Source organism: Okeania sp. SIO2C9 (genome assembly GCF_010672455.1).
In the GTDB taxonomy this organism is placed as follows: domain Bacteria; phylum Cyanobacteriota; class Cyanobacteriia; order Cyanobacteriales; family Microcoleaceae; genus Okeania.
The window spans coordinates 1-26,553 of sequence record NZ_JAAHGO010000036.1 but is presented as its reverse complement, the minus strand read 5'-3'; the positions used below and the strand labels follow the sequence as shown (position 1 = coordinate 26,553).

The window sequence follows — 26,553 nt, the reverse complement described above, 5'->3', positions numbered from 1 at the left end:
TGAGATTTTCTAATATTCTGCATTTTTTCCATAGCAATTAAATATTGTCCGAAAAATGGCAAACCTGCAATTGCTGGTAATACATAACGGGATGTACAAAGTAATCCTAAAGCAGCTCCAACTTCTGTAGAAAAATAAGGTTGATAAAACAGAATAAAAGCAGCATCACGAGTACCAACTCCAGCAAAAGTTAAAGGTAATAATCCAGCCAAAATTGCTAAGGGAGATAATGCTAAACTTGCCAAAAGTGGAACCGAAACATTTAACGCTAGAGTAAAAAACCAAATTTGTAATAGATGCCCGAACCAGATAAATATTGAAGTAGTAGCAATTTTGGTTAATTGTGCTTTGTCATGCCAAAAATATCTGTACTATGTGAAGTCAAAATTCAAAATTCAAAAGTCAAAAGTAAGATTTTATCAGCTCAAAACTTTATGTGAAGTCAAAAGTCAAAAGTTAGAAGTAAGATTTGATCGGCAAATCGTTTAAATGCACAACAGTTTAGCAAACTCTCAAGAATTAATCCAATTTTAACTTTGAGATTTTCTAATATTCTGCATTTTTTCCATAGCAATTAAATATTGTCCGAAAAATGGCAAACCTGCAATTGCTGGTAATACATAACGGGATGTACAAAGTAATCCTAAAGCAGCTCCAACTTCTGTAGAAAAATAAGGTTGATAAAACAGAATAAAAGCAGCATCACGAGTACCAACTCCAGCAAAAGTTAAAGGTAATAATCCAGCCAAAATTGCTAAGGGAGATAATGCTAAACTTGCCAAAAGTGGAACCGAAACATTTAACGCTAGAGTAAAAAACCAAATTTGTAATAGATGCCCGAACCAGATAAATATTGAAGTAGTAGCAATTTTGGTTAATTGTGCTTTGTCATGCCAAAAATATCTGTGCATTTCTATCCAAGAATGCTCTAAACTATCAATCTTGGAATATATTTTTTTCGGAGCAATTTTCCGCGCAATTTGAAAAAATATATTGGTAAATTTGCGAGAAGATAATAATAATAATCCAATAATTAATCCTAAAGTTACTCCAGCAGTCATCACCCAGAATAATAAATCTTTTTCTGGATAAACAATCAATCCAAAAGCACACCATATTAACAAAGAAACTAAATCACAAGCCTTTTCAAATATCACTAGGGATAGAGATAAACTACCCTCTAAATGTCCTCTTTGTTTCATAAAATAAGCTTTGACAATATCTCCCATTTTTGAGGGTAATATCATATTTAATACACTAGCAGCTAAAATTAATTGATTTGCTTCTCCAAAATTTAGATAAGATGATGATTTACTCCCTCTTTTTGGCATTAATTGTTGTAATCGCCAAGCAGTTAACATTGTCAATGGTGCTATCATACTAACACTGAACACCATCCATATAGGGTGAGAATTTTGGAATACTTTTATCAGTCCAGCAAAATCAATTTTCCAGTAGATAGCTGTCAGAATAAGTAAACTGATAATTATAGAAATTAGTCTTTTCATAAGGGATGCTCAAGTCTTTAACTTAGTCTAAATTACTATAGCAATTCCCAAAAAGCGTGAGGTACAAAATTTTAGGTTTGAAGGAATAGGGAATAGGGAAGAGGGAACAGGGAATAAAAAGACAAAAAGATAACTGTACCTCACAACCTTGGGAAACGCTATATGGATAGTTCAATAATTATAGTAGTGGCGTTGCATAATATAACAACTGAGGAGTCAGTCCTCAGGAGTCAGGAGTAATATCATGTCCGGTTGAATACTGATTATTAAAATAGTAGGGGAGCGGGGGAGTAGGGGAGTAGGAGAGTAGGGAAAATAGAAAGATTTACTGTTTAAGCACTCTTGATAAGTTTTTCATCACTAATTATCCGGATATGATATAAGAAGGAGAAAAGTAATACCAATTTCTAAAAATAATGCTATTCTTGTAGAACACTTCAGTTATTAAGTAATAAATCAGCTTTAGCTTAGGAGTCAGGATAAATAGGAATTATAGAGGAGAAAGTCGGGAGAATCGTCCCTTTGTTTTTCTACCTTTGCCTACCCAAAATACTTAATTTTTGAGCTTTTTAGACCGAAAAACTGGCACTTTTTTCCACCTAAAAAGGCACTTACCTTTATCTATCAATGCTTTGAAAATTAATCAGTAAATCCTAATTACAAGAAAATCCCATTGAGCTACGGTAATCCATTTTTCTAGGGTTTATTTGACACTCAACCAAATTAAATATTATTGGATAAGCAAGTAAAAGACATATTATTGATATTACAAAAATGTCAGCATTTAGCTATTAGCTGTCCCATATCATATCAAATCCGCTTAATTCGGTATAAAAAAACTTCTTCCTTCTAGCCTTTTCTTCCCTTCTGCCTTCTGTCTTCTGCCTTCTGCCTTCTGCCTTCTGCCTTCCTGACTCCAAAGTGTGGGTATTCAACCGGATTTGATATCAGCTCTTATGAGGAGGTTTAAATAAATATAGACTTTACAGCCGACTTTGGTAGTAAGTATCAATTTTGCCTCAATTAGTAAAACTTTTATCTAAAACTAAAAGCAATAGCTGATAGCGGAGGGCTGAATGCTTACACAAAAATAGCAATAGAAATAGCGCGTACCAAATATTTTATTTTTATCATTTTTTCCATTATTTTCGGATAATAACTTATAGCGAATTCCTAGTATATGAAGTACAAATATTAATAATTAAATGAATGCAAGTGCGGGCATCTTGCCCGCGACAGGTTTACCTAATAAAAGTGGAATCAGCTGTATATCTAGTCCGCTTAATTAGTAATAAAAAACTTTCTTCTTCTGTTCCTTATTTTTTCCTCCTGACTCCTGACTCCTTTTTTTGTCAATTATTTGAGGTAATTATTAATTATTAATTGTTGAACTACCTGATTAATTAATATCAAACAGGAACTTTAACCACCTCATTTCCAGACAAACCAAAAGCTTTGTGAATAGCTTGCAACGCTTTTACACCATCCTCTTCTTCTACCACACAACTAATTTTAATTTCCGAAGTAGCAATCATCAAAATATTGATTTGACTTGCTGACAACGCCTCAAACATTTGTGCTGCTACCCCTGGATGTGCAATCATTCCAGACCCAACCACACTCACTTTAGAAATAGCACTCTCCAACACCACTTCTCCCCAACCAAACTCTAATGCTGCATTTGCCAAAATTTGATATGCACTTTCTCCCTCTGGTTGGGAAACAGTAAAAGCAAGATCGCGAGTCAAAACCCCATTCACACTATGACAACGTTGTGACTGAATAATCATATCCACACTAATATTATTCTGCGCCAACAAACCAAATATTTTTGCTGCCATTCCTGGGCGATCGGGAATTTGACGTACTGCTAGTCTTGCTTGCTTCATGTCTAAAGCAACTGCTCGCACTGGTGGGGTAACTTCTTCCGACTTAGAAGCATTAGAGTTAGTAGAAATATCTGCAACATCCACATCAAATGCTTGACACAAAGAATTAACCACCTTTTCGCAGTCTTCTGCATCAACCACACAACTAACCTTAACTTCCGAAGTAGAAATCATTAATATATTTACTCCTGCTGCTGCCAAAGTCTCAAACATTTTTGCTGCTACTCGTGGTCGTCCGATCATTCCCGCACCCACAAGACTGACTTTAGCAATAGGTCGCTCTTGTATTTTGATTTCCGGTTCGCCCAAACTGGGGTCAGAATTTTTTCCTAAAGCAGGTAGTATTGCATCCGCTACTGCTGCCGCTTGTTTCAAAGTATCTTTCCCAACAGTAAAAGCAATATCATTAGTATTACTTTCGTGAATAGATTGAATAATCAAATCTACATCTATATTTTGTACAGCAATACCAGAAAATAATTTGGCTGCCACACCAGGGCGATCGGGAACCCGCAACAGAGAAACTCCTCCTTGGTCGATGTCATATTCCACAGCATCTACAGATTTTGTCAACTCCAAATCTTGCAAAGCACGATGTTGGGGTATTGACGAAACTACACGAGTACCCGGTGCATCGCTCCAACTGGATAAGACTACTAATGGCATTCCATAATTTCGAGCAATTTCAACTGCCCTAGGATGCAGCACTTTTGCTCCTAAACTTGCCAACTCCAACATTTCATCACAGGTAATGTCTGACATTAACTGCGCTTCAGGTACTATGCGGGGGTCGGTTGTAAGAATTCCTGGCACATCTGTATATATTTCACATCTTTCTGCTTGGAGTGCTGCTGCTAAAGCAACTGCGGAAGTATCCGAACCGCCTCTACCTAATGTTGTGATTTCCTGGTAGCGAGTCTGACTAATACCTTGAAAACCTGCAACAACTACAACTTCTCCCATTTGGAGATGTTCTTCTATGCGTTCAGTTTTAATATGTAAAATACGAGCGCGGGAATGTTCAGCTTCTGTGACTATTCCTACCTGCGCTCCCGTCAGAGAAATAGCTGACACTCCCAACTCTTGTAAGGCCATACTCAAGAGAGCGATGGTCACTTGTTCCCCTGTGGATAGTAGCATATCCATTTCTCGGCGACAGGGGTTGGAAGAGATTTCGTTTGCTAGTTTGACTAAACCATCTGTGGTTTTTCCCATTGCTGAAACGACTACTACTACCGAGCGATCGCTTGCTGTTTTTGCAATACGTTGGGCCACTGCTTTAATTCTTTCCACAGACCCGACTGAACTTCCACCGTATTTTTGGACTATTAGCATATTGATTTGAGAATTAGACTATTAAAATATAAACTGTATTGATTTTAAATTCTTCAGTGAAAAGTTGTTAACCGGATTGATTCAAATGTTGTATAATTTAATATTTAAAAAAGAGTCAATTTGAGTCAAATATTGATAATTTATCTCATGCCAGAAGTTAATTGGATGAAAATTTTAGAATCACAACAAGATGAATTTATTATCAAGCTAAAAGACAGGATGTCTAGTTTTACAAGGAGTAAATATGACTTTGATGAGGCTATTCATCTATATTATTTAGATTATTATTATAACTTAGCATAAAAATTAAATTGCTTTTGTCAGGAGTTAACATACAAGTATTATGGTGGGTATAGCGATTACTTTCCTGATGAATTTATTAATTATAAAATAGGTAAAATAGGGGAAGAATCTGTAAAACAATATTTATATAAATTAATTAGTGATGTTGATTACGAGTTATATGAATGGGGAGATGATGGAGCGGGTTTTTATTTGACAAATAATAAATCAGTAAATTTACAAGTTAAAACTACTTGCTTTTCTAGGATTTTGGAGGAAAATGTTGACTATGAATATGAAGAAGATGAATATGAATATTTTTTTGTTTTAGAGCAGGATTATGTAAACCTAGAACATGATGAATGCCAGAAAATTCTAGATGGAGTTAAATGGAAAACAAGTGAAAAAGAACACAAGAAAAACCAAATTTGTATTTTTTTTCTATTGTTAAATCAGGTAGTAGGGGATAGAATGCATAACTATGTTGACATTAAAGAAATAGATAAAGAATTTGTTTCATATATATATCATCCAGTTTATAATTTTGACTGCAATGCTATTTACAGTTCTATATTATGTGGGTTTAAACCAAGAAACTTATTAAAACCTAATACAGATATTTATTTAAAAGACCTGTTTTATATTGGTGGACTAAAAGGCTATCTAAAACATTTTACTGAAAATTATTAGAAGGAAAAGACTATAAATTTTCAGTTTCAGTACCAATAGACTTTTATATCTTTTTGTAGACCGCCAAGCTATTGTCATTATTAACACCTTGGAAATCAAATCCTGCTTCATCAAATAATTTCTGATAAGCATCCTGTCTAAAGAGGGTAATTGTTAGTTGTTATTGAGCTAGAATTTCACCATCTTTCTTAAATAAATAGCTTTTTTTACGAGTGCGATAATCTACTTTATCTTCTAATTCCTCAATAATTTGAGAATATACAATTCCTCCTGGTAAATGTTGTTCAAAATCAATCCCCGACTTTTGTATACTTAACAAAAACAAACTTCCAGTTCGTAAATGACGAGCTAAATTTTTTAACCCTTGATAGTTAGCTTGAACATCAGGAATATGACTTACTAACTCCAAGCGATCACCCCAATTAATAAATAGCCAAACTCCGGCATTTGATATAGCAACATCGAAGGTTTTATTTAATTCCATTTTTAGGGCGTCAGCGACAATAAACTTAGCTTTATTTCCCAAACGTTTTTTGGCAATTTCCAAAAAGGATGGTGTAATATCGACTCCAGTAAACTGACAGTTTTGGTCGATTTATATGTATTTTTCTGCAAGTAATCCCGTTCCTGTTCCTAGTTCAAGAATATGACAATTATTACCTATAATTGAGTATGCCTCCTTAGCTATATTATGGTAGTCATAGTAGCCAGACATCATCAATAAATCGTAATAATTAGTAATTCTTGTATATTGATTAAGCATTTTTTTTACCAAAAAGCTACAACTAATCGTCAGATTTAATTATATCAATTTTTTTCCTCTTTTTGATAAAATAGTGTTAGTTAATTTGACAAATTATTTTTCTTATTTAGCATCATTTTTTCCAAATTATTCATAAATTTACCATAAATTTTCAGCTTCAATATTAGTAGTTATGGTGGTGCTGCATTGTAATGGTTGTACATTGTCATTATTTTTGTTACGAGAACAGTGGGAGCATCTTGCTCCCGTGCCTAGTATTCCTTTTTCCTGTATACCATTACTATGGAGAACTACCGTAGTTATTATCCTCAGTTTTTGACTTACAACAGTTTTCTAGTTGATGAGGTACAAAGTTTTATTGCTCTAGGGAACAGGGAATAGGAAATATAAGAATAGTCCTATAAGTGTACCTCACTATCCTCAAAAGTACTTTCAATAATTGATAATTGATAATGGATAATTGATAATTACCTCTCCCTAAAAGGAAGAGGATTGAATAAAAGGAAAAAAATTATTCTCTTGGTCGATTAGAGATGGCGAGGGGACCTCGCCATCTCTCGACCGCTTTTTTTCCCTTAAATCGGTAATTATGAATTATTAATTATTAATTATTAATTGTTAATTGTTAATTGTTTCTTGCTTCCAGTATAAATCACTACTTTTACAAAACTACTGAATAAAAAAAGAAAAAAAATAATAGAAATAGCTGTATGAAATGAATTAGAGCAGCTAATTTTAAACATCTCTAATCCAGATGCAGTTTCTTGTAGTATTCTTTTTTTAAATTGGTATAATGAGGGCTTGCCGATTAAATATAAAAGCATTTATAGATAAAGGTTTTAGCCTTTTTACAGCGAAAAAAAAGTGCATTTTTTTTTAGTTCGAGCGACCAAAAAGTTAGGATTTTAGGCTAACTATGACAAAAAAAATAAAGGGATAAATATAGCAATATAATTTTAGTTGTGAGATATTGGAGACTTTTGTTTTAGGTATGGAGGGAATAAGGAATAGGTATGGAGGGGAAAAACAAATACACAAGAATAAGATAGCTGCTATATTCCATGCTTTAAAGGAACACCTCAATTCTCGCATCTAATTCCTGATTTATATATCCGACTACCTCCTCTAAATTCTCCGTTCCTCCTGACTCCTGATTCCTGCCCCTGCCATGCATACTTTTTCAACAAACCCTAATTATTTCTATGTTCTATCCTCCTCCAGAAACATTTGAAAATCCCAGAGGTTCTTATCGTAATCCATGGATTTTTGGTATTTTAATTATTGTTGTTATTTTCATATTTATAATTATGTATTCTCTCGAATCTCCAACTCAATTTTTAACAGATCCATTTCTCCAAGCTCCGACAGAAAATTCTGTACAAGTTGTTTGGTTTACTGAATTTCCTGGCAAAGGAAATTTTGTAGTTTATGGTGAAAATTTGAATCAAGTTGTTGAGGCAAATACTACTAAACTAAGTCGGACTAGAGAAGACCAAGATTCTCGCGTAGGAAAACAAACAGAAAAAGGTTTAATTTATCAACAACCTATTATGCGAGATATCTGGCGACACGAGGCAAAAGTTATTGGTTTAACACCTAATATTTCTGTGCCATATCGAATTATTAGCCAAAAGGAAAATGGGGAAAATATGAGGAGCAAAATTTTTACTTTGGCTGCTAAACCAACCCCTGGTAAACCTTTAAAAATTCTCCTAACTTCCGACCATCAATTAAAACCAATGACTTCTGCAAATCTACAAAAAGTAACTAAAACTTTTGATAAATTAGACGCTATTTTTTTTGCTGGAGATTTAGTTAATATTCCCGACCGTGCTTCAGAATGGTTTGATGATAATCGAGGAAATGCTTTTTTTTCTAATCTCCAAGGTAGAGCTAATTATGAATTAGAAAAAAATGGTACAAAAACTATCTACACAGGAGGGGAATTAATTCAAAATATGCCTCTTTTTCCAGCAATTGGCAACCACGAAGTTATGGGTATATTTTCCATGAAAACTTCTTTGAATTACCAATTTAGTCAACCCTATCCACGAGATGTTCCGTCAGATTTATATAGGCAAAATTCCACAAATATCGATCCTGATACAGCTTGGTTAAAAAATAATTCTTTTAACACTGACACTTACCAAGAAATTTTTACTCTGCCTCAAAATAGTTCAGAGGAAAAAAATTACTATGCTGTAACTTTTGGCGATGTACGTTTAGTAGTTTTATATATTACGAATATCTGGAGAGTTCCTCATTTAAGAGATAATGCGAGAGGCAAATATCGGGAACGAAAAAAAGATTTTGATAATCCGGCTGAATGGGGCTATGGCCAGCATATTTTTGAACCTATTAATCAAGGTAGCGAGCAATATAATTGGTTAGAAAAAGAACTGGCAAGTGAAGAATTTAAAAAAGCTAAATATAAAGTCGTAATGTTTCACCATCCACCCCATTCTCTTGGTGAAAATATTGCTCCTGCTTATACTAATCCCATACAATATATTGACCGAGATAAAAATGGCAATATTACAATGATTCGTTATGAATATCCCCAACAAAATGACTATATTATTCGAGATATTTTACCCTTGCTAGAAACTGCTGGCGTACAGTTAGTATTTTATGGGCATTCTCATCTTTGGAATCGTTTTGTTAGTCCGAGTGGAATGCACTTTCTAGAAACATCCAATGTCGGTAATAGTTATGGAGCTTATGTAGGAGATAAAAAGCGAAATGTACCTTTAGATTATCAGGAAAAATATGCTGAAATTGGAAATCCTAATGGTTTAGAACCGATAATTCCAACCATTGCACCTTTGCTAGATGAAAAGGGAAAACCTCAACCCTATATTGCTAGTAATGACATTACCGTTTTTAGTATTTTTGAGACTGAGACAGGAACAGTTAGTAGTTACTATTTTGATACCAGAAAACCTAATTCTAATGTAGTCAAATTTGATGAATTTAAACTCAGGGAATAGTTTAATAATTAATAATTAAAATTACCTCTTCTGTAAACATTCAGCTATTAGCTAGCCTCTTGCAGAGGAACTGTGTTATCACCAGTAATATCCTGTGCTTAAAGACGAATTTTAAATTATGCTAGTATAGTTCCCAAAACTGTTCCCAAAGCACCTAAAAAATAAGCAATTAAAACTCGCCCACATTCATGCATAATTTGTAATATTTGACATCCTCCCGACGCTGCTATATTCTAGACCGCGCGGGATTCCCATCTATTCAAACAGACTAAGCTGAATGAACTCAGGGAGGGTAGACGACTCATTGCTGTTAGCATCCTTTTTAGGGGACGACTTACGACGGCTCCTCGTCTTGTTTAAAGTCTCGGACTGCCCACCCGCGACTGTATCAAAAAGTGATAGCTGTATAGGATTATCTACTGCTGTCTTTTGAACTATTTCAACCTTGGTTTTCGGTCTAACAACTTGCAAAATATTTGTAGCAGCATTAATATCACGATCATGGAAAGTTCCGCAATTGAGACAAGTCCACTCACGGACATTCAATTCTTTTTTACCACCTTTAAACCCACAACAACTGCATTTTTGGCTAGTAGGTTCCCAACGATTAATAACTCTAAACTCTTTACCATATTTTTCACATTTAGCTTCTGTTAAAGTCCTAAATTGTCTCCAACCTAAATCACTAATTGCTTTAGCTAATTTACGATTCTTAACCATACCATAAACATTCAAATCTTCTAATACAATAACATCATATTTTCTAACTAAATCAGTTGACAACTTATGAAGAAAATCTGTTCTAATGTCTTTGATTTTGGCGTGTTTGCGCAGCATTCCGTAGGAAAGTTTAGCTATTTTTAGTCTGCGTTTTTCACGGCGTTTACTACCTAGTTCAGTTTTGGCAAATTTACGTTGAAACTTAGCTAATTTCTTAAGATTTTCCTTTAATGGCTTTGGTGCTTCAAATTTATCTCCATTGCTCAAAGTTGCAAATGTAGAAATTCCTAAATCAATGCCTATTGAATTATCAGTTTTAAGTAAGATTTCAGGATTAATTTCTACTACAAAGCTAGCAAAATATCTACCAGCGCAGTCCTTAATGATTGTGACTGATGTTGGTTTGCTAGGGAGTGATCTTGACCAAACTATTTTTACTTTTCCAATCTTGGTCAAGAATATTTTATTCTGGCCAATCTTAATAGTTATTATTGGTAAACCTAGCAGACTGTTTAGACTTTCTACTCTTAAACTTAGGAGCCTTGACCTTAATTCCTTTCCTCTTGCCAGTACAGCTATCAAAGAAATTTTTGTAACCTTGGTCTAAATCTTTTAGTGATTGTTGTAACGGGCTAGAAGCTACATCTTTCAGCCAAAGTAATTCGCGTTTAGCTTGAGTTATGAATTGTTTAGTTAAATCAACGTAACCAGGCTTTTTTTTGCCTAAAGCATATAATTTATTGCAATAGGTTAAACTTTGATTCCAGACGTACCTACAGCAACCAAACAATTGATTTAACTTAGTTACTTGGACATGATTTGGGTAGATGCGACATTTGTATCTGGCTTTCAATTATTTTCTGCAACCTATTCTTTTTGTCTGTAGTTGAAATATAATAGATTATGTACACATATGCAACATAAAAGTAGTGAAAACATCATTGCATTGTCGAATAACTGAAAAGAGATTAGATAAGCTTAGATTATATGCAGCTAGAAAGCAGAAAACTATGACTCAATTGATTAGCGACTTTATAGATAGTCTGCCAACTGAGGTAGGAGATAAACGTCTAGAGGTTGACACAAGGGTAGAGAAGTTACCTGCTAGTCCGCAAGATTGATTGGTTTTTCCTCCGGAATGCGCTCGCATTCATCCCTACGCTCCCCTTTGGGAGAGCGCGGGTCTTCAACCAAAGTTGAGATAAATATCTCCAATTTCAGCAATAATATGAAATCCGGTTATAAAGTTATCGTAATTTGCTACTTCTTGATTCCTTGCTTAAATCCTTACTTTTAAATTTTGACTTTCTTTATGAAACCAAATAAAATAGAATCAAAAAAAGCTCTTTTATTGATTAATCCCCATGCTAGAAAAGTCACTAATAATTTACCTTTAGCTTTAAATTATTTACAAGATTTTGGCTTAGAAGTTATTTGTAAAGAAACTGAATCTCCCCAGGACTTTAACCATTTTATTCAAAACTATAAAAACCAGGTAAATATGGTAATTATTGGTGGTGGAGATGGCACATTAAACTTAGCAGTAGATGCTCTAGTAGAAACAGGTTTACCCTTGGGAATTTTACCATTAGGAACAGCTAACGATCTAGCTAGAACTTTAGGAATTCCTGATTCTTTATTTGAAGCTTGTCGAGCGATCGCTACAGGTAAAAAACGTTATATAGATTTAGGTGTAGTTAATGGCAAATATTTTTTCAATGTTGCTAGTATCGGATTAAGTGTAGATATTACTAACAATTTAACTAAAGAAGCAAAACGTCGATGGGGTGTATTAGCTTATGCTATTACTGCCACTAAAATGATTTTAAAAAGTCGCCCTTTTACTGCAGAAATTCACTGCAATGGCGAAACAAAAATAGTTAAAACTCTGCAAGTTGCGGTAGGAAATGGCAAACATTATGGAGGTGGTATGACTATTGCTCACGATGCTGCTATTGATGACCAAAGACTAGATTTATACAGTTTAGAAATCAAGTATTGTTGGCAATTTATCGGTATGTTGCCTTCTATATGGCAAGGAAAATATCAAGAAAATTTTGGATTTCGTTTTCTTACTGGTTCTGTATTTAATGTTTATACCCGCAAACCTCGTCCCATTAATACAGATGGGGAAATTGTTACTTATACTCCAGCACATTTCCAGGTAGTTCCTTTAGCTTTAGCCGTTATGGTGCCGAGGAAAGTAACTATTGAAAAGGAAAAACTTAACCCTGTAATTGATTAGTGCCGCTACGCGGAAGTCAAAAGTCAAAAGTAAGAAGGAAATTATAGTGGTCAATAGGAGTCAACGATTCAGTAAGTATTTATGATTAATATTTAACTGAGAATTTGACTCTTGATAACCGACTCCAATTAACTCATCCCATACTCAGTAAATTGCCTCATATAGGGGGAATGAAATCCTAAAACAATATCGTGTTTGGGAACTCCTAATGTCACTAATTCTTCAGCAATATCGACCTCGGTTCCATTGTAGCGCTCCGCACAAGGCAAAAGTCAAAAGTCAAAAGTAATCCCTGAGGCTCGTTTTAACCTTTATAAATGTCCTAACCTTTGTTTCGACTGCTATAGTAGTTACAAATATCTTTAGCAGGCATTGTTTAAAGTTTATCTACTTATATAATCATTTTAAATAAGAATGAAACACTTTTTCTGCTGAAACCTTTTCTCTTAAAGAAAAGCTTGTCTCAATCTAAACTGAAATGACTATAAGATGGAAGATGTCAATGACTAAAATAAAATACTTTGTTTTATTCTTATTTAGGGCTTGCTGATTAAATATAAAATAATTTACAGATAAAGGTAAGTGCCTTTTTATAACGAAAAAAAGTGCAAATTTTTAAACTTGAACGACCAAAAAGTTAGGATTTTGTGCGAACTACGGCAAAAAATAAAGGGATAAATATATCCGACTACCTGCTCTAAATTCTCCATTAATCCTGACTCCTGACTCATGACTCCTACCCCTGCTAAAAGACTTTTTCAGCAAACCCTATTTATAACTCAAACATGACAGAAAAATTAATAATTCCCATACATGAAACTTTCCAAAAAACCATTCAAGGGGAAGGCCATTGGGCAGGTACACCAGTAGATTTTATTCGTCTTGCTGGTTGCCCAGTAGGTTGTCATTATTGTGATACTGGTTATGCCGATGGAGGAACTAATTTACCAAGAAAAATTAAAACTTTTGATGAGTTAATTAATGAGTTATTTTCTCCCAGAGTTGTTATTTCTGGCGGTGAACCTTTTATCCATAAACAGTTACCTAATCTAGTAAATAGGATAGAAGCTACTGGCAGACAAGTTTCTATAGAAACATCCGGTTGCTATTGGCAAGAAATTTCACCTCAGACTTGGATAACCCTTAGCCCTAAACAACATATTAGTCCTAAATATCCAGTTGTAAAACAGATGTGGATGAGGGCATCAGAAATAAAATTAGTAATAGAAACTGGTAAAGAGTTAGAATTTTATAGTAAAATTTTATTGGCAAATAATAATATGCCTGTTTTTCTCCAGCCCGAATGGTACAGTCGTAATCTTGCCTTACCATTGGTCTTAGAATTACTCCAAAAATATCCTAGTTACCGCTTATCCGTGCAGTTACATAAATATTTGGGAATACAATAATTTATAGTATTAAATTTAGGGACAAAAGCTATTTCAAGAATTTAGAATTAAGAATTTAGAATTTAGAATTACCTCTCTTTGAAAACAGATAGGATTGGATTAAAATGAATTTTTTTCTTCTCTTGGTCGATTGGATATAGTTAGGAAACCAATTCATCCCTCGACCGCTTTTTTCTCCATGAATGGAGAGGCTTTATACCTTAATTATTCGGTAAAATTTAAGTTGAAACCCAATTAAAATTAAAGGGCATTACATTTTTTTAAGGCTGAGAAGATTTGAACCTAATATCTGTTCTAAAACTTAATCAAGACTGGATTCAAAGTTTTGGACTTTAGTTCGATCCTTCCTCCTTATTCCGTCTTTCTTTCACCTAGAAAATTCTGTATAGCGCTGTGTGCAGGCAACAGGCAACAGGCAACAGGCAACAGGCAACAGGCAACAGGGGAAATAAATTGCTGATAATATAAGACTTTTAGCTATTTGGCCCCTTCTGCAATTTGTAAATATACCAGCGCTCATTGCTATACATACAAACGAGTAAACCCTCAAATTAAAAAAAGCTGTCTATTTATAAAATAAACAGCTAGTTCAGAACTGCAGATGGAGATACACCCTGATAGTTAAATGAAATAGTAGATGCCCCTGATGGATAACTCCTAGATGGACTAATTACCTGATGGTTTAACTCCCTAATGGCTTAGTCTCCACATCCCAAATAGCAGGATTGGGGAGAAAATAGTAATAAGACTACTAACACCTCACTTCCGGCTTTTGCGATCCATCAGGTCGTGCCTATGCTTCTTTTATAATTGCAGACTGATTCATCGGAAGACAAGAGGTCTTTTGCAACAACCCACTTTTTATAGGTTGCAGAGTATCGTGAGTCTATCTAAAAAACTAAACAGGGTTCATCTACTACTATGAAACAGAATATTATCATTTTTGGGTTAATAGCCTCCGCAGGCTTGACGTTTTGCCAACTACCAAAGGCCATAGCTGGTAATTTAAGGCCATCTAATGAGAGTAGCATTGAAAAGAGTCAGATAATTAGTTATGAAGGCAGTGATGAAGATGGGAATAAAGAAGACATAGATACACAGAAATGAGAATAAACTATAAGGAAGGCAGAAATAACTTCCTGGAGACAGTAAAGACAAATTAGAGTGGATATTCAGATATGGGTAGAACTATATGTTACTAATTAGGGTTCTACCCTAGATTATCCTTGTATTATGTTCTGATTACTATTATCGAAAAATGATGGACACAACGACTACTACACGAAGAAAAAGGGTTATTACAAGAACTGCAGAAAGAAGACAAGCTACTCCTAAAGAAAGACAATTAATCCATCTTTTAGCTAATCTTGGTTGTAGTTGCGCAAAATATGGGTTCCAACACTCCTCTAGTAAAGGAAAAATACCTCCTAAAGACCGAAAGCATTTGGCAGAGTGGCACTATCTCCGGTTACAGCAAATTCGCCGGGTAGAAAGGAGTCTAGAGCCTGTGGCCCAACTTAAGCGTGTTTACTATCGAAGTCAACTAAGTCCAAGATCCCTTAAGTCTCTAAAACTCCTGTGGGTTGAGGAGGACAAACCAAGAGTGAAGCGGGTTACTCCTGAATTAGATGAGCTATTAAGTTTAGCCCTTAATTTAGGAGATACCCTCAAACAGATATTTCACACTGTTGAATCTGGGGAAAGGGTTTTTTCTAGAACTCCTATACAAGGAGTGGGAGTAGTGCCATTGTGGGTTAATGAGTGGGAAGAGTCGGACTATGATATTAATTTCTTTCCTCCTTCTTTTCCTGATTGGGCTAATATTGTTGATGACTAAGTTTCTGATGCAAATTTAAGTCTTGAAGAAGGCAGCTATGCATCAGGGAAAATTGCTTATAGATAGTCAACTACTGGCTACTTAGTGCCTACAAACTCCAAACAATTTTCAGCACCGTTCAGACGGTGGGGTATTAAACCTGCAAAAGAAAATATAAATTCCCATACTATCTGTAACATTTAACCGACTCGATCTTTGCGATAGTTTTTGGTCAAACTCTCCCATGAAATTTTTGCTAAATATTATCTAAATATTTTGGCGGGGAGAGCTTGAAAATTTTGGTCGGGGATTTGAAAGTTACAAAAATTAATTTTTTTCAATAAAATTTCAAAGCAGAATTTAGAATTTAGAATTTAGAATTTAGAATTTAGAATTTAGGAGACACCCCAAGGAAGAGAATTTAGAAAGATTTAGCAATAGATGATTAGACATAGGTGTGAAAACTCAAAATAAAATCAATTATTATCCACAGGACTTACGCAGAGGATCTACATATAGCTAGAGCGAATACCATTCACCCCTACAGATGGTGGTTTAAAAGTAAATTTGCATAAGTCCCGATCCATAAATTATCAATGATTTCTTCCTGTTCCCTCTCTTGGTGCGCATTCCCTTGCGTCTGCCGCCGACGCGGGGTCGCACCACTGTTCCCTGTTCCCTGTTCCCTCTTTTGAAACAGGATGAGAAACTGCCACTCTAAAACCTACTGACTTATACCTACTTCTGGGAGTTTTCCAATTTCTATTGGCACTACGACAACCTTTAGAATAGTTTAAGTATCCTCCTCCTCTCAACATTCTGTAGTTATAATTGCCATCTTTTTCCCACACGCTACCATCTGAAGGAGCGCCCCGATAATTATTATGCCAGGGGTCGGCACACCACTCCCAGACATTTCCATGAAAATCGTATAATCCAAAAGCGTTGGGTGGAAAACTACCTACATCTGTTGTTTGTTCGCGATAATTTTGTTGTAATGAACAAGCATAAGCTTCTTCGCCATTATAGTTTGCTAGGTCAGTTATCAGACTATTACCAAAGCAAAATAATGTAGTTGTTTCTCCGCGACAAACATATTCCCATTCTGCTTCTGATAATAACCGATAGGTTTTTCCAGTTTGAGCAGATAGCTGACGACAAAATTCAATTGCGTTATACCAAGATACCATTTCTACTGGTCTATTTTCTCCTTTGAAATAAGCTGGGTTTTTGCCCATTACTGCTTGCCACTGTGCTTGAGTAATGGGATATTTGCTAACAAATAAAGGTGGTATTGTAACTTGATGTTGTGGGCTTTCTGTTTCCCATTTTTCTGCTGTTGTTTTTGAGGAACCCATCAAGAAAGTATTGCCAGGAATAGATACCATTTCTAGGAAAATATTATTGGCAATATTTTCAATAAATTGTTGAGTTTTCCGTTGCTCTTTTTGGGTTTCAATTATTTCGCATTTTGAGCTAATTTTGATTGTTAAATATTCAAATTTAAAAGTTTCCAATTCGAGTTCAAAACTAGAATCAACAGTTAATAATTCTGGAGGAGTATCGGTAATTATTGGCAGAGTTGCTGGCAAAGTTGAGGGTAAATTAGTTATGACAAGTTCTTGTACTGGAGATAATAAAGTCAACCATTCAGCAACAAATTGAGGCCGTTCTTCTGGCTCTAATTTCATGCCTTGAATAATTGCATTATTGACTCGATCGCTAATTTGGGAATTATATTTTTTTGGTGGAATTAATGGTATTTTTCCTTCTTGTCTGACTTTTGCTGGTGTAGGCATTTCGCCTGTTAATAAAACGTATAGGGTTGCTGCTAGGGCATATATATCGGTAAAAGCTCCCCGTTTTGCTCGTCTTTCGTATTGTTCAATTGGTGCAAAATACAATGTACTATCTGTTGTATGAGTTTGTACGCTGCCGCTATTAAATTCTCGTGCTAAACCAAAATCAATTAATACTGCTTCTAAAGTATCTCGACGTAGCAGAATATTTTGAGGTTTAACATCCCGATGCAAAAATCCTTGATTATGTATAAATATTAGTGCTTCTCCTACTTGTTTAATTAGATGTATTGCTTCACTTTCTGATATAATTCCGTCTTGTTCTTCACGATAAATTCCTAAGTCATCCCCATCTATATATTCCATCACCATGCACCATAATTTATTTTCTTTAAAAAGGCGGTGAACTTCTACAACATTGGGATGACTACATTTTGCTAAACATAAGGCTTCATTTAAAAAATTTTCTTGATGTTTATCAAAATTTGGTTTACGTTGTACTCGATAATTGAGAGTTTTAATCGCAACTAATTGATTAGAGCTTTGCTCTAAAGCACGATAAGTAATACCGAAACCGCCAATACCAAGCAGGTCTTGAATTATATATTTGCCATTTTGTAGTTGTTTACCTGATTTCCAGTATTTCATTTTATTGACATACTCCCGACGCTCCCCTACGGGAGAGCGCAGGATTCTTCACTCAGAGACGCCCTGACCGCAGTTTTAACAGAAGTGATGTCCTCCTCCTGTGTTGATAACAATCCGATTTTCTGTATCAGAAGTGCTGAGTTATAGTCCCTGTCTAGTTCTTGTCCACATTTAGGACATGAATGCCAGCGCTCTGATAAGCTTTTAGAGACTTTATTCAAGCATTTCCAACAATGTTGAGACGTACCTTTTGGGTCTACTTTTACAACTCGCTTACCCAGTTTCCAAGCTACATACTCTAAAACTTGGATGAATTGACCAAAAGCAGTATCTTGCAAAGACTTATTTAATCCTGATTTTGCAGATTGGCCGTTTGGTAAGAACTGACCGTTACCGCCTAATTTAGCTTTGCAACGTCGGACTAAATTCGCTATCTGTAGGTCTTCTAAAAATATCACGCTTACATCACTAAACAAATGATAAGCAAGTTTGAATTGCCAATCCACACGCTGTCTAGCTATTAATTGATGAAGTTTTGCTATTTTACGTTTGAGAATTTTCCAAGGTTTTGAATGCTTTTGTTTCTTAGCCAATCTCACCTGTAGTTTAGACAAGCGATGCTCACAGAGCCTGAAAAATTTAGGAACTTCTACAAACTCTCCATCGGATGTAACAGCATAGTGCAACAGTCCTAGATCGATACCTTTTGAGTTATCTTCAGTGGGTTGAATTTCTGCAACCTCTACAGGTACGGTTTTATCTTCTATCGTGAAGCTGATATACCATCCGTCGGCTTCTCGAATTACTGTACCTGTCTTAACCTTGAAACCTTTTGGTATTTGGCGATTATAGACGAAAGGGACTAAACCAATTTTTGGTAGATTGACACAACAACGACCGTTAGAATTTTTGACGGGTATGGTATTTGATAACTGAGGATAACTGAACGAATTATAATAATGTTTTCCCTTAAATTTAGGCTTACCACTGGTTTTACCATTTTTGTCTGGCTTGGTAAAGTTATCCATTGTTGTTTGTACTCTTTGGATAACATCCTGCAAAACTTGGGAATGTATGGACTTATATTCAGGGAAAAGTTTTTTAGTTTGTGATAGGTCTGCTAACTGTACTGTTTCCCAAGCAACATAACCATTTATTATGTTGGGATGTTTGTCACCTTTTCTAGTTAGTGGATTACCATTACTGTCTTTTTTTCTGCCGTCTCGTGTTTGTATTCTAAATTCAGGAATATTTTGATAAATTCGTTCTACTGGCACTACTGAAACATTAAGTGGACAAGCGTTTACTGATGTGCGCGTTGCTTCAAACCAATTCAACCTTTCAGCTAAACGATAATTATATTGCTTCCTGGCCATTTCTAACCAGTTAGATATAATCACCACTTGCTTTTTATGTGCTTTTAACTTGTACTTGTATTTCAGTAGCATTGTAGTATCGACCTTTATATCTACATTAGTTATTATATCAAAAATCAGGACTAGCTACACGCATAATGCCCGGCTTTCATCCCGACGCGCTCATTGAAAATTACAGCGCGGGACTTCCCGCCGGGGCAGTTAATAGGGGATTCAGGATTTTAAGTTATCCCTGGAATTAGAGCTAAAAATAGGGGCAAATTATACCTCATGTTATTATATAATAACATATTCACGGAAGTCAAAAGTCAAAAGTCAAAAGTCAAAAGTTAAAAGTTAAAAGTTATAAAGTTAAAAGTAATATTTTATAGACTCAAAACTTTGACACTACAGTAATTTCAGGAAATTATTTCACATCTAAAGTTTGAAACTATTTGTAACATTCTTTTTTCACGCTTGGTATTACTCCCTTTTTAAGTAGGGAAAAAAACTTACCTAAAACCTAAGACATAAAACCTAACCTTTTCAATAATTCCATTCAGCAATAGCTGTAGTTATTCCTGTTTTTAACTCAGATTTGATGTTTGATTTTTGAGAAAAATAAATAAGTTGTTGATATGCTCTTTCTGAGTCTAATTGTTTCAATGCTGCTATACAATGAAGTCTCACACTAACATCATCTTCTTCTAATAACTGAATCAAATAATCTAGAGCACGAATATCTCCCAAATATCCCAATGCTAAAACTAAAGAATTTTTAACACGGACGCTTTCTAAAACTGAATTATTACTTCTGAGAAATTCAATCAAAACTTCTGTAGCTTTTGGCTTTAATTCCTGACGCTCAATTTTACCTAATGCTGTAATAATTTCATTCACAATTTGTGGTTTATGCTCAACTGTAACTAATGAATTATCTCCGAGTAAACCTTGTAGATATTCCACAGATACTTGAGTTTCAACCCAACCTAAAGCACGCACCGCATCAAGCTTTAAAAAAACTGGAACATTCGTTGTTTTTAACAGTTCAAATAAAGCCGTTGCCGCTGTATTTGTACCGATTTTGCCCATAGCGATCGCCACTTGTTGACAAACTTCAAAATTAATATCCCACAGTAAAGGTTGTAGCAACTTCACCACACCTAATTCTTCGTCTAAATTAGCATAAGCACTCAATCCTATTACTGCTTCTTTTCTGACTTGAGCTACTGTATCTTTTAAAGCGGAAATTAAGACCAAAGGCAACCGAGAATCATAGTAATTACTCAAGGCAGTAATAGCATTTTTTCTAACTTCATAATTTCCATCTTTTACTACAGTTAATAATGGTGTTATGGTACTAGGAGAATTAATTTTAGCCAAAGCTTTTGTTGCTAATAATCGTGAATCTGGTTTTGCCAATAAATCTGTTAAAATATCAACTGCTGAATCTCCCAAAACTGCCAAAGTATCTGCTGCTATTTCTTGTAAATCTTCCGCCTCTGAACTAATAATTATATTTTTCAGAGCTTCTCGAACTTCCTCACTGTTAAAATCTGCCAATATCCGAGCCACAAACCAACGTTTTTCTAGGTCTAAATCTTCATCTTGAACCATTTCAATTAATGGAGCGATCGCTGGTTTACCAATCTGCTTAAATATTTTATAAATATCCCATTTTTCTTGAAAATCTCCATTTTTCAGAACTGTTATTGCTAGGTCTATCGCTATATTTAAATCTGCATTTTCTAACACATCAAAACGAGTCTTTTGAGATGCTAATAAAAATTGCTGTAAATACTGATTAACTAAAGACCAATTTTTTTCTTGGCTAGCTGTTTTTGCTTGTTCGAGAATATTTGACATAACTGAATAATTTTTTCAATATTAAGCTTAAGATATAGCAATAGACATCTTCAGAAAAGAGGGAACAGGGAACAGGGAACAGGGAGAAATAATACCATTTCTCAAAAACTTTTCTACATTTTGTTGAGCAGGGAACCCACTCCTCGCCCCTCCCCCTACCAGGAGGGGGAGTAGGGGAGTGGGTAGGGACGTTGCATAAGGGCGTCCGTACAGGGAGAATTCAACAATTAATAATGAATAATGAATAATGAATAATTACCTCTCCTTGAAAAGAAGAGGATTGACAAATTCATGAAAATTTTTCTTCACAGGAGTCGATTGGATATGGCTCCGAGACCTCGCCATCCCATCCTACGGAATGCTGCGCAAACGACCGCTTATTATCCCCTTAAAAGGGGAGGCGCATACCCACAATTTTTCGGTAAATATAAGAATAATTAACATTAACGCAAGCTAAAATTAGCATGCAAAGTGATTTCGCTTATGCTGATTAGTTGACAACTGAAGTATTGCCAAAATATAGCACTAATGCATGGGAATTGGTATCATTAATAATTTATAGATAAAAAGGGAACAGGGAACAGGGAAAAAGAATTGATAATTTATAGATAAGAATTGATTTTATTTTTAATTCTCACGCCTATGTCTAATCGAAGGAAAGGGCGCGGATATATCAAAAGCTTATATGAAATACTAAAATTTTTGCTACAAACTTCCTTCTTCCTTCTGCTATATCAGGTATAGCAATTCCCATCCTGACGAGATACAAAATTTGTTTGTTTTAGGAAGTAAGGAGTAGAGAGTAGTGAGTAGAAAATAAAAAAAATCACTGTACCTCAGCAACTTGAGAAACGCTATTTTAGGTAAAAAGTTCATAGTGCTAGATGAATCACCTTTTTTTCTATCATTTACTAAATAATTAAGGTTTAAAGCCTCTCCTTTAAAGAATAAAAAAGAAAAAAAACTCCATTTTGTCAATTCTCTTCTTTTCAGGGAGAGGTAATAATTAATTATTCATTATTAATTAGGGCTTGCTGATTAAATAGAAAAGCCTTTATAGATAAAGGTAAGTGCCTTTTTAAGTATCAAAAAGTTCGAGGTTTTAAGTAGTAATTATTCAATTAGGAGCGGATTTTTGTCAAGATTTGGGCAGAAAAATTAAGGGACAAAACGCCCGCTCCTACCTCCTATAAATTCCCATTTCTCCTGTCTTCCCCTCCCCTCCTGGGAGGGGCGAGGGGTGGGTTGTCTCCTGTCTCCTACCTCTACTAAAAGACTTCCATAAGCAAACCCTAATAATTAATAATTAATTGTTGAACACTTATCTAATCTTTAAAATGTTTGATAATTGCATCAGCAAACTCAGAACATTTCAAAGCTCCCACAGGTGGTTCCATTAACCTTGCCAAATCATAAGTTACCTCACCATTAGAAATAGCAACCTCAAGACCTTTTTTAATTAGATCGGCAGCTTCTTGCCAACCCATATATTCCAACATCATTACCCCAGAAAGAATCAAAGAACCAGGATTAACTCTATCTAAACCTGCGTGTTTTGGTGCAGTGCCATGGGTAGCTTCAAAAATAGCACATTCATCACCAATATTAGCGCCAGGTCCCATACCTAAACCACCAACAATAGCAGCAGCAGCATCAGATAAATAATCTCCATTCAAATTCATAGTTGCCAGAATAGAATATTCCCCTGGTCTAGTTTGAATCTGTTGGAAAATACTATCAGCAATACGGTCATTTACCATAATTTTATCTTGCCATTTTCCATCCCCATGACTATCCCAAATAGCTGCCAATACATCCTCAACTTCTTGGCAAATTTCAGCTTTTTTTTCTGCTGTTAAAGCATCATAACCAGGGTCAATTTTTCGAGCATTTTCTTCACTACTAATATTAGGATTTTCCTCCTTATTAGAAAGTATCCAAGATTCTCTTTCCGTCACACATTCAGTCCGAAATTCAGTAGTTGCTAATTCATAACCCCAGTCACGAAATGCGCCTTCGGTGTACTTCATAATATTACCCTTATGCACCAAAGTTACCATTTGTTTTGACTTAGGTAAACGTAAAGCATTTTGGATAGCACGTTTGACTAACCGTTGCGAGCCAGTTTTGCTAATAGGTTTAATTCCAATACCGGAGTCGAGGCGAATTTGCTTTTTGCCATGTTCGGGAGTAGCAGGAATTAAGTCTTTGTTTAAAATGTCAATCAACTTACTAGCAATATCAGTACCCTCGCGCCATTCTATTCCTAGATAAATATCTTCGGTATTTTCCCGATAAATAATCACATCTAATTTTTCTGGACTTTTGTGGGGAGAAGGAGTACCCGCGTAATATCTACAAGGACGAACACAAGCATATAGATCGTTAATTTGACGCAACGCCACATTTAAAGAGCGAATACCCCCACCGATGGGAGTTGTCAAAGGACCCTTAATAGCAATACCATATTCTTTTATAGCGTTGAGAGTGTCTTCCGGCAAATATTGGAAAGTGCCATATTTTTCACAAGCTTCATCACCAGCGTAAACCTTAAACCAATTGATTTTGCGTTTATCTCCATAGGCAGTAGCGATCGCCGCATCGAAGACTTTTTGAGATGCTGGCCACAAGTCTACCCCTGTACCATCGCCTCGGATAAATGGGATAATGGGGTCGTCTGGAACATTAGGTTCACCGTTGCTGAAACTGACTTTAGAACCGGTGGTTGGGGGAGTTATTTTTTCGTACATACTTCGATCGTCTGGACTACAATACTTTTCTTTGTGTCCAGATTATGGATCTATAATGATATATTTTGAAATATATATAAGATTTTTTTAGAATTGAAGAAGTGAAGAAGGAAGAAGTAAGAAGGAAGAAGGAAGAAGGGGAGGAATAGTTTAATTATTTTTGTAGGTTTTTGATGGATAAGAGTAACATAAATAGCAGAATTTTTACGAGATAATATACAGGCAAAAAAACTACTTATAAAACTTTTGGCAACATATTTGCGGAGCAAAACGCACCCTTATGGAGTGACACACCTTAAATGTTGCTTAAAAAAAATGCTCAAACTTTTGCATAATTAAGAAGAGTTACATCAAAAAATCTAATACATTATTTTAGTTGTGTCAGTACACTAAATTTTATTCTATAAGGAATAATTTACGATGATTTTATTCTTTCTTATTGAGATTTATTTGTTAAGATATTTTGTATTAGTTTCCTAGATAATATTATAAGTTAGTAAAGTTGACTCAACCTAGTTATAAATACCGAAAATCATCAAATTTGTAGGATATATCAATGAACAAACGACAACTTTATCTTGGAGTAGGCACATTATTACTTTTAGGAAGTATTTGTTCTTTGCTAGGAAAATATTTGGTTGTGAAAGGTTATTATAGGTTGACTTGGAATAACAAAGTAATTTTTCGTATAGACAAACCTGGTGGTGATAATTTTAGATTTTCTTGGGGAGATTATCCTATTTGTAAATTTGAAACGGCTCAAGCATTACCAGAAGAAGAGTTAAAATACCAAGAAATTTTAGAAGCAGAAAGTAGTCGAGCATTAAAACAGTTTGAACTGCAACAACAAGCAGGATTATTTTCTGCTATGAAGGTTGCTTATGAATTAAAACAAATTAATAACCAACCTAATGTTAAATAGTTAACAAGTGCCCCTATTCTGACCTTACAAAAAATTATTAATGAACTTCAATCCAGCAAACCAATAAATATTTTTCCTCAGAAAAAAACTGCTGTTAAAGATGTTTGGGTTGATTCCCAAGGTAATTATATAGCCATGAAAGGAGTTGTTCCTGATATTAGGGATTTACGACTAACTCCTGATGGTAAATATATAGCTATGTTGGGAGAAGATAAGACTTTTAAACTGTGGAATGTATTAGATGAAAAACTGGTGAAATTTGAAAAACATCCAGAAGAAGTATTAGGTATAGAGTTAACTCCTGATGGTCAAAAAATTATTCTAAATCGAATAGAGAAGATTGAAGTTCACGAAATTATTCTGGAACGAATAGAGAAAATTGAAGTATGGGATTTTCAAGGTAATAAGTTAGTAGAGTTGAAGGGAAACTGGAATTTTGATTGGGGAGTGCAACATGAATATCCTACTAATGTGCATTGGATGGAGGAGAATATTCAACATTATAACTGGCAAGATATTATTAGTCCTAATGGAAAATATACTGCAATAAATCAAAGAACAAAAAACAAGCTTCCTCCACCTAACAATCATTATCCTGCATACAGAATCCCTATTTTTAATTTAGAAACTGGCGAAGAAATAGCAGTTTTAAAGGATTAAAAAAAAGACTATACAAATTGGCTGAAATTTAGTCCAAAAGGTGACAGGATAATGACTCTTGAACCAAAATTAGAAAAAAATTGGAGAGGCAAAAAAGAACGTCAGAGAGTTGTTCGTATATGGGACTTACAAGGAAATCAACTTGCTAATTTTAAAATCCCTAATCTTAGTTATAATAGTATACCTAATATACACTTTAGCCCTGATGCTGAACGGTTACTTATTATTGTTGGTGGCAAAAGCGTTCAATTTTGGGATATTGAAGGAAATCAACTAATGACTCTCAGGAAACCATTTCTTCCTGAAAGTTGTGGTTGGGGTGCTACGAATTACCATGAAATTCGCCACAGAATTTTCCCAACAATTTACGGTAGTTCCTCAACACTAGCAAATAGAGAAAGTTTCTCATACTCAAGCACTTCCTCAGTAGTATCTTATTATAGTGCAACAGTATCCAGTCCAAGAGGAGAATACTTTGTTACACCTTTCAACAGCAAAGCATCCATTATTTGGGACTTAGAAGGTAATATACTAGCAAAGTTAGAAGGGCGAGAAAATTGGCATAAAGACATTAGAATTAGTCCAGACGGCGATCGCATAGCCATGATAGAAGAAAATGACAGAATTAAAATTTGGGACCGATGGGGAAATTTAATTGCCAAATATGAAGGCTATACTATGGGATTAAATCAAGACTGGAGTCAAATAGTTGTAGCTTCTAGACAAGACAACAGTCTAAGACTATGGCAAATTAATGATTTAGATGGGTTACTAAAAAAGGGTAATTAACTGTTAAACTTAAACTGTAGAAAATAGTTGTCAAATGTAGAAAAGTATTGTAATATTAAATAGTTATATAGAAAGCGTAAATTTAGGAAATGAATGATTTTGAGCATTATAATAGTC

The 26,553-nt window shown here is 34.9% G+C and carries 20 protein-coding genes and 1 pseudogene; 10 read left to right on the top strand and 11 right to left on the bottom strand.

The genetic code is table 11. From position 1 onward, the window contains the following. From F6K23_RS24100 to F6K23_RS24090, 3 genes and pseudogenes are all read right to left on the bottom strand, one after another. Window positions 1–371, bottom strand: a pseudogene (locus F6K23_RS24100) (lysylphosphatidylglycerol synthase domain-containing protein); the annotation flags it as partial. A 159-nt stretch (window positions 372–530) separates the two neighbouring features. Continuing rightward, complete coding sequence (locus tag F6K23_RS24095; RefSeq protein ID WP_293160510.1) at window positions 531–1,508, bottom strand: lysylphosphatidylglycerol synthase transmembrane domain-containing protein; 978 nt, start codon at window positions 1,506–1,508, stop codon at window positions 531–533. A 1,409-nt stretch (window positions 1,509–2,917) separates the two neighbouring features. Continuing rightward, window positions 2,918–4,732: an aspartate kinase gene (locus F6K23_RS24090; protein WP_293160508.1), complete on the bottom strand. Its 1,815-nt coding sequence runs from the start codon at window positions 4,730–4,732 to the stop codon at window positions 2,918–2,920. A gap of 120 nt (window positions 4,733–4,852) precedes the next feature. Between F6K23_RS24090 and F6K23_RS24085 the strand changes: the two genes are divergently transcribed. Together F6K23_RS24085 and F6K23_RS24080 are read left to right on the top strand one after the other, a co-directional pair. Continuing rightward, window positions 4,853–5,035, top strand: coding sequence for a hypothetical protein (locus F6K23_RS24085; protein ID WP_293160507.1), 183 nt, complete (start codon window positions 4,853–4,855; stop codon window positions 5,033–5,035). 192 nt (window positions 5,036–5,227) lie between these two features. After that, a complete protein-coding gene (locus F6K23_RS24080) occupies window positions 5,228–5,704 on the top strand; it encodes a hypothetical protein (RefSeq protein WP_293160505.1) in 477 nt (158 codons plus the stop codon). 160 nt (window positions 5,705–5,864) lie between these two features. On the opposite strand, the gene F6K23_RS24075 is transcribed toward F6K23_RS24080, so the two are convergent. Continuing rightward, on the bottom strand, window positions 5,865–6,299 hold the full coding sequence (locus F6K23_RS24075; RefSeq protein ID WP_293160588.1) for a trans-aconitate 2-methyltransferase: 435 nt from the start codon (window positions 6,297–6,299) through the stop codon (window positions 5,865–5,867). 1,370 nt (window positions 6,300–7,669) lie between these two features. Here F6K23_RS24075 and F6K23_RS24070 point away from each other — a divergent pair. Further along, window positions 7,670–9,457, top strand: a complete 1,788-nt coding sequence (locus F6K23_RS24070) for a metallophosphoesterase (protein ID WP_293160503.1) — start codon at window positions 7,670–7,672, stop codon at window positions 9,455–9,457. A gap of 255 nt (window positions 9,458–9,712) precedes the next feature. Here F6K23_RS24070 and F6K23_RS24065 read toward each other — a convergent pair whose 3' ends face one another. Together F6K23_RS24065 and F6K23_RS24060 are read right to left on the bottom strand one after the other, a co-directional pair. Beyond that, window positions 9,713–10,633: an RNA-guided endonuclease TnpB family protein gene (locus F6K23_RS24065; protein ID WP_293160501.1), complete on the bottom strand. Its 921-nt coding sequence runs from the start codon at window positions 10,631–10,633 to the stop codon at window positions 9,713–9,715. Between the two features lie 22 nt (window positions 10,634–10,655). Beyond that, window positions 10,656–11,030, bottom strand: coding sequence for a helix-turn-helix domain-containing protein (locus tag F6K23_RS24060; RefSeq protein ID WP_293160499.1), 375 nt, complete (start codon window positions 11,028–11,030; stop codon window positions 10,656–10,658). 459 nt (window positions 11,031–11,489) lie between these two features. Here F6K23_RS24060 and F6K23_RS24055 point away from each other — a divergent pair, with 459 nt between their 5' ends. Further along, window positions 11,490–12,422, top strand: a complete 933-nt coding sequence (locus F6K23_RS24055; protein ID WP_293160497.1) for a lipid kinase — start codon at window positions 11,490–11,492, stop codon at window positions 12,420–12,422. Between the two features lie 128 nt (window positions 12,423–12,550). Here the strand turns inward: F6K23_RS24055 and F6K23_RS24050 are convergent, their stop codons facing one another. Beyond that, window positions 12,551–12,691 carry an element excision factor XisI family protein gene (locus F6K23_RS24050; protein ID WP_367267802.1) on the bottom strand — a complete coding sequence of 47 codons (141 nt, stop codon included), beginning with the start codon at window positions 12,689–12,691 and terminating at the stop codon, window positions 12,551–12,553. Between the two features lie 516 nt (window positions 12,692–13,207). Between F6K23_RS24050 and F6K23_RS24045 the strand changes: the two genes are divergently transcribed. From F6K23_RS24045 to F6K23_RS24035, 3 genes are all read left to right on the top strand, one after another. Then, the gene (locus tag F6K23_RS24045) at window positions 13,208–13,831 is read left to right on the top strand and encodes a 7-carboxy-7-deazaguanine synthase QueE (RefSeq protein WP_293160495.1); all 624 of its coding nucleotides are present in this window, start codon (window positions 13,208–13,210) and stop codon (window positions 13,829–13,831) included. 921 nt (window positions 13,832–14,752) lie between these two features. Continuing rightward, the gene (locus F6K23_RS24040; protein WP_293160493.1) at window positions 14,753–14,938 is read left to right on the top strand and encodes a hypothetical protein; all 186 of its coding nucleotides are present in this window, start codon (window positions 14,753–14,755) and stop codon (window positions 14,936–14,938) included. 151 nt (window positions 14,939–15,089) lie between these two features. Beyond that, window positions 15,090–15,668 carry a hypothetical protein gene (locus F6K23_RS24035; RefSeq protein WP_293160491.1) on the top strand — a complete coding sequence of 193 codons (579 nt, stop codon included), beginning with the start codon at window positions 15,090–15,092 and terminating at the stop codon, window positions 15,666–15,668. Between the two features lie 572 nt (window positions 15,669–16,240). Here F6K23_RS24035 and F6K23_RS24030 read toward each other — a convergent pair. The 4 genes from F6K23_RS24030 to F6K23_RS24015 all read right to left on the bottom strand — a co-directional run bounded on the left by F6K23_RS24030 (window position 16,241) and on the right by F6K23_RS24015 (window position 24,065). Beyond that, the gene (locus F6K23_RS24030; protein WP_293160489.1) at window positions 16,241–18,094 is read right to left on the bottom strand and encodes a bifunctional serine/threonine-protein kinase/formylglycine-generating enzyme family protein; all 1,854 of its coding nucleotides are present in this window, start codon (window positions 18,092–18,094) and stop codon (window positions 16,241–16,243) included. Between the two features lie 26 nt (window positions 18,095–18,120). Continuing rightward, window positions 18,121–19,542 (bottom strand): transposase, encoded by a 1,422-nt coding sequence (locus tag F6K23_RS24025; RefSeq protein WP_293160487.1) that lies wholly within the window; start codon window positions 19,540–19,542, stop codon window positions 18,121–18,123. A 453-nt stretch (window positions 19,543–19,995) separates the two neighbouring features. Continuing rightward, a complete protein-coding gene (locus tag F6K23_RS24020) occupies window positions 19,996–21,315 on the bottom strand; it encodes a HEAT repeat domain-containing protein (protein ID WP_293160485.1) in 1,320 nt (439 codons plus the stop codon). Between the two features lie 1,325 nt (window positions 21,316–22,640). Then, window positions 22,641–24,065 carry an NADP-dependent isocitrate dehydrogenase gene (locus F6K23_RS24015; RefSeq protein ID WP_293160483.1) on the bottom strand — a complete coding sequence of 475 codons (1,425 nt, stop codon included), beginning with the start codon at window positions 24,063–24,065 and terminating at the stop codon, window positions 22,641–22,643. 556 nt (window positions 24,066–24,621) lie between these two features. Here F6K23_RS24015 and F6K23_RS24010 point away from each other — a divergent pair. The 3 genes from F6K23_RS24010 (at window position 24,622) to F6K23_RS24000 (ending at window position 26,436) form a co-directional block, all read left to right on the top strand. Next, window positions 24,622–24,987, top strand: a complete 366-nt coding sequence (locus tag F6K23_RS24010; RefSeq protein WP_293160481.1) for a hypothetical protein — start codon at window positions 24,622–24,624, stop codon at window positions 24,985–24,987. Window positions 24,988–25,122: 135 nt separating this feature from the next. Then, a complete protein-coding gene (locus tag F6K23_RS24005) occupies window positions 25,123–25,647 on the top strand; it encodes a WD40 repeat domain-containing protein (RefSeq protein ID WP_293160479.1) in 525 nt (174 codons plus the stop codon). Between the two features lie 51 nt (window positions 25,648–25,698). Next, a complete protein-coding gene (locus tag F6K23_RS24000; RefSeq protein WP_293160477.1) occupies window positions 25,699–26,436 on the top strand; it encodes a WD40 repeat domain-containing protein in 738 nt (245 codons plus the stop codon). Window positions 26,437–26,553: the final 117 nt, after the last annotated feature.

Excerpts from the sequence above, each read along its gene's own strand:
- F6K23_RS24095 (WP_293160510.1), bottom strand. The coding sequence starts at position 1,508 with ATGAAAAGACTAATTTCTATAATTATCAGTTTACTTATTCTGACAGCT.
- F6K23_RS24090 (WP_293160508.1), bottom strand. The coding sequence starts at position 4,732 with ATGCTAATAGTCCAAAAATACGGTGGAAGTTCAGTCGGGTCTGTGGAA.
- F6K23_RS24070 (WP_293160503.1), top strand. The coding sequence starts at position 7,670 with ATGTTCTATCCTCCTCCAGAAACATTTGAAAATCCCAGAGGTTCTTAT.
- F6K23_RS24055 (WP_293160497.1), top strand. The coding sequence starts at position 11,490 with ATGAAACCAAATAAAATAGAATCAAAAAAAGCTCTTTTATTGATTAAT.
- F6K23_RS24045 (WP_293160495.1), top strand. The coding sequence starts at position 13,208 with ATGACAGAAAAATTAATAATTCCCATACATGAAACTTTCCAAAAAACC.
- F6K23_RS24040 (WP_293160493.1), top strand. The coding sequence starts at position 14,753 with ATGAAACAGAATATTATCATTTTTGGGTTAATAGCCTCCGCAGGCTTG.
- F6K23_RS24035 (WP_293160491.1), top strand. The coding sequence starts at position 15,090 with ATGATGGACACAACGACTACTACACGAAGAAAAAGGGTTATTACAAGA.
- F6K23_RS24030 (WP_293160489.1), bottom strand. The coding sequence starts at position 18,094 with ATGAAATACTGGAAATCAGGTAAACAACTACAAAATGGCAAATATATA.
- F6K23_RS24025 (WP_293160487.1), bottom strand. The coding sequence starts at position 19,542 with ATGCTACTGAAATACAAGTACAAGTTAAAAGCACATAAAAAGCAAGTG.
- F6K23_RS24020 (WP_293160485.1), bottom strand. The coding sequence starts at position 21,315 with ATGTCAAATATTCTCGAACAAGCAAAAACAGCTAGCCAAGAAAAAAAT.
- F6K23_RS24015 (WP_293160483.1), bottom strand. The coding sequence starts at position 24,065 with ATGTACGAAAAAATAACTCCCCCAACCACCGGTTCTAAAGTCAGTTTC.
- F6K23_RS24010 (WP_293160481.1), top strand. The coding sequence starts at position 24,622 with ATGAACAAACGACAACTTTATCTTGGAGTAGGCACATTATTACTTTTA.
- F6K23_RS24005 (WP_293160479.1), top strand. The coding sequence starts at position 25,123 with ATGAAAGGAGTTGTTCCTGATATTAGGGATTTACGACTAACTCCTGAT.
- F6K23_RS24000 (WP_293160477.1), top strand. The coding sequence starts at position 25,699 with ATGACTCTTGAACCAAAATTAGAAAAAAATTGGAGAGGCAAAAAAGAA.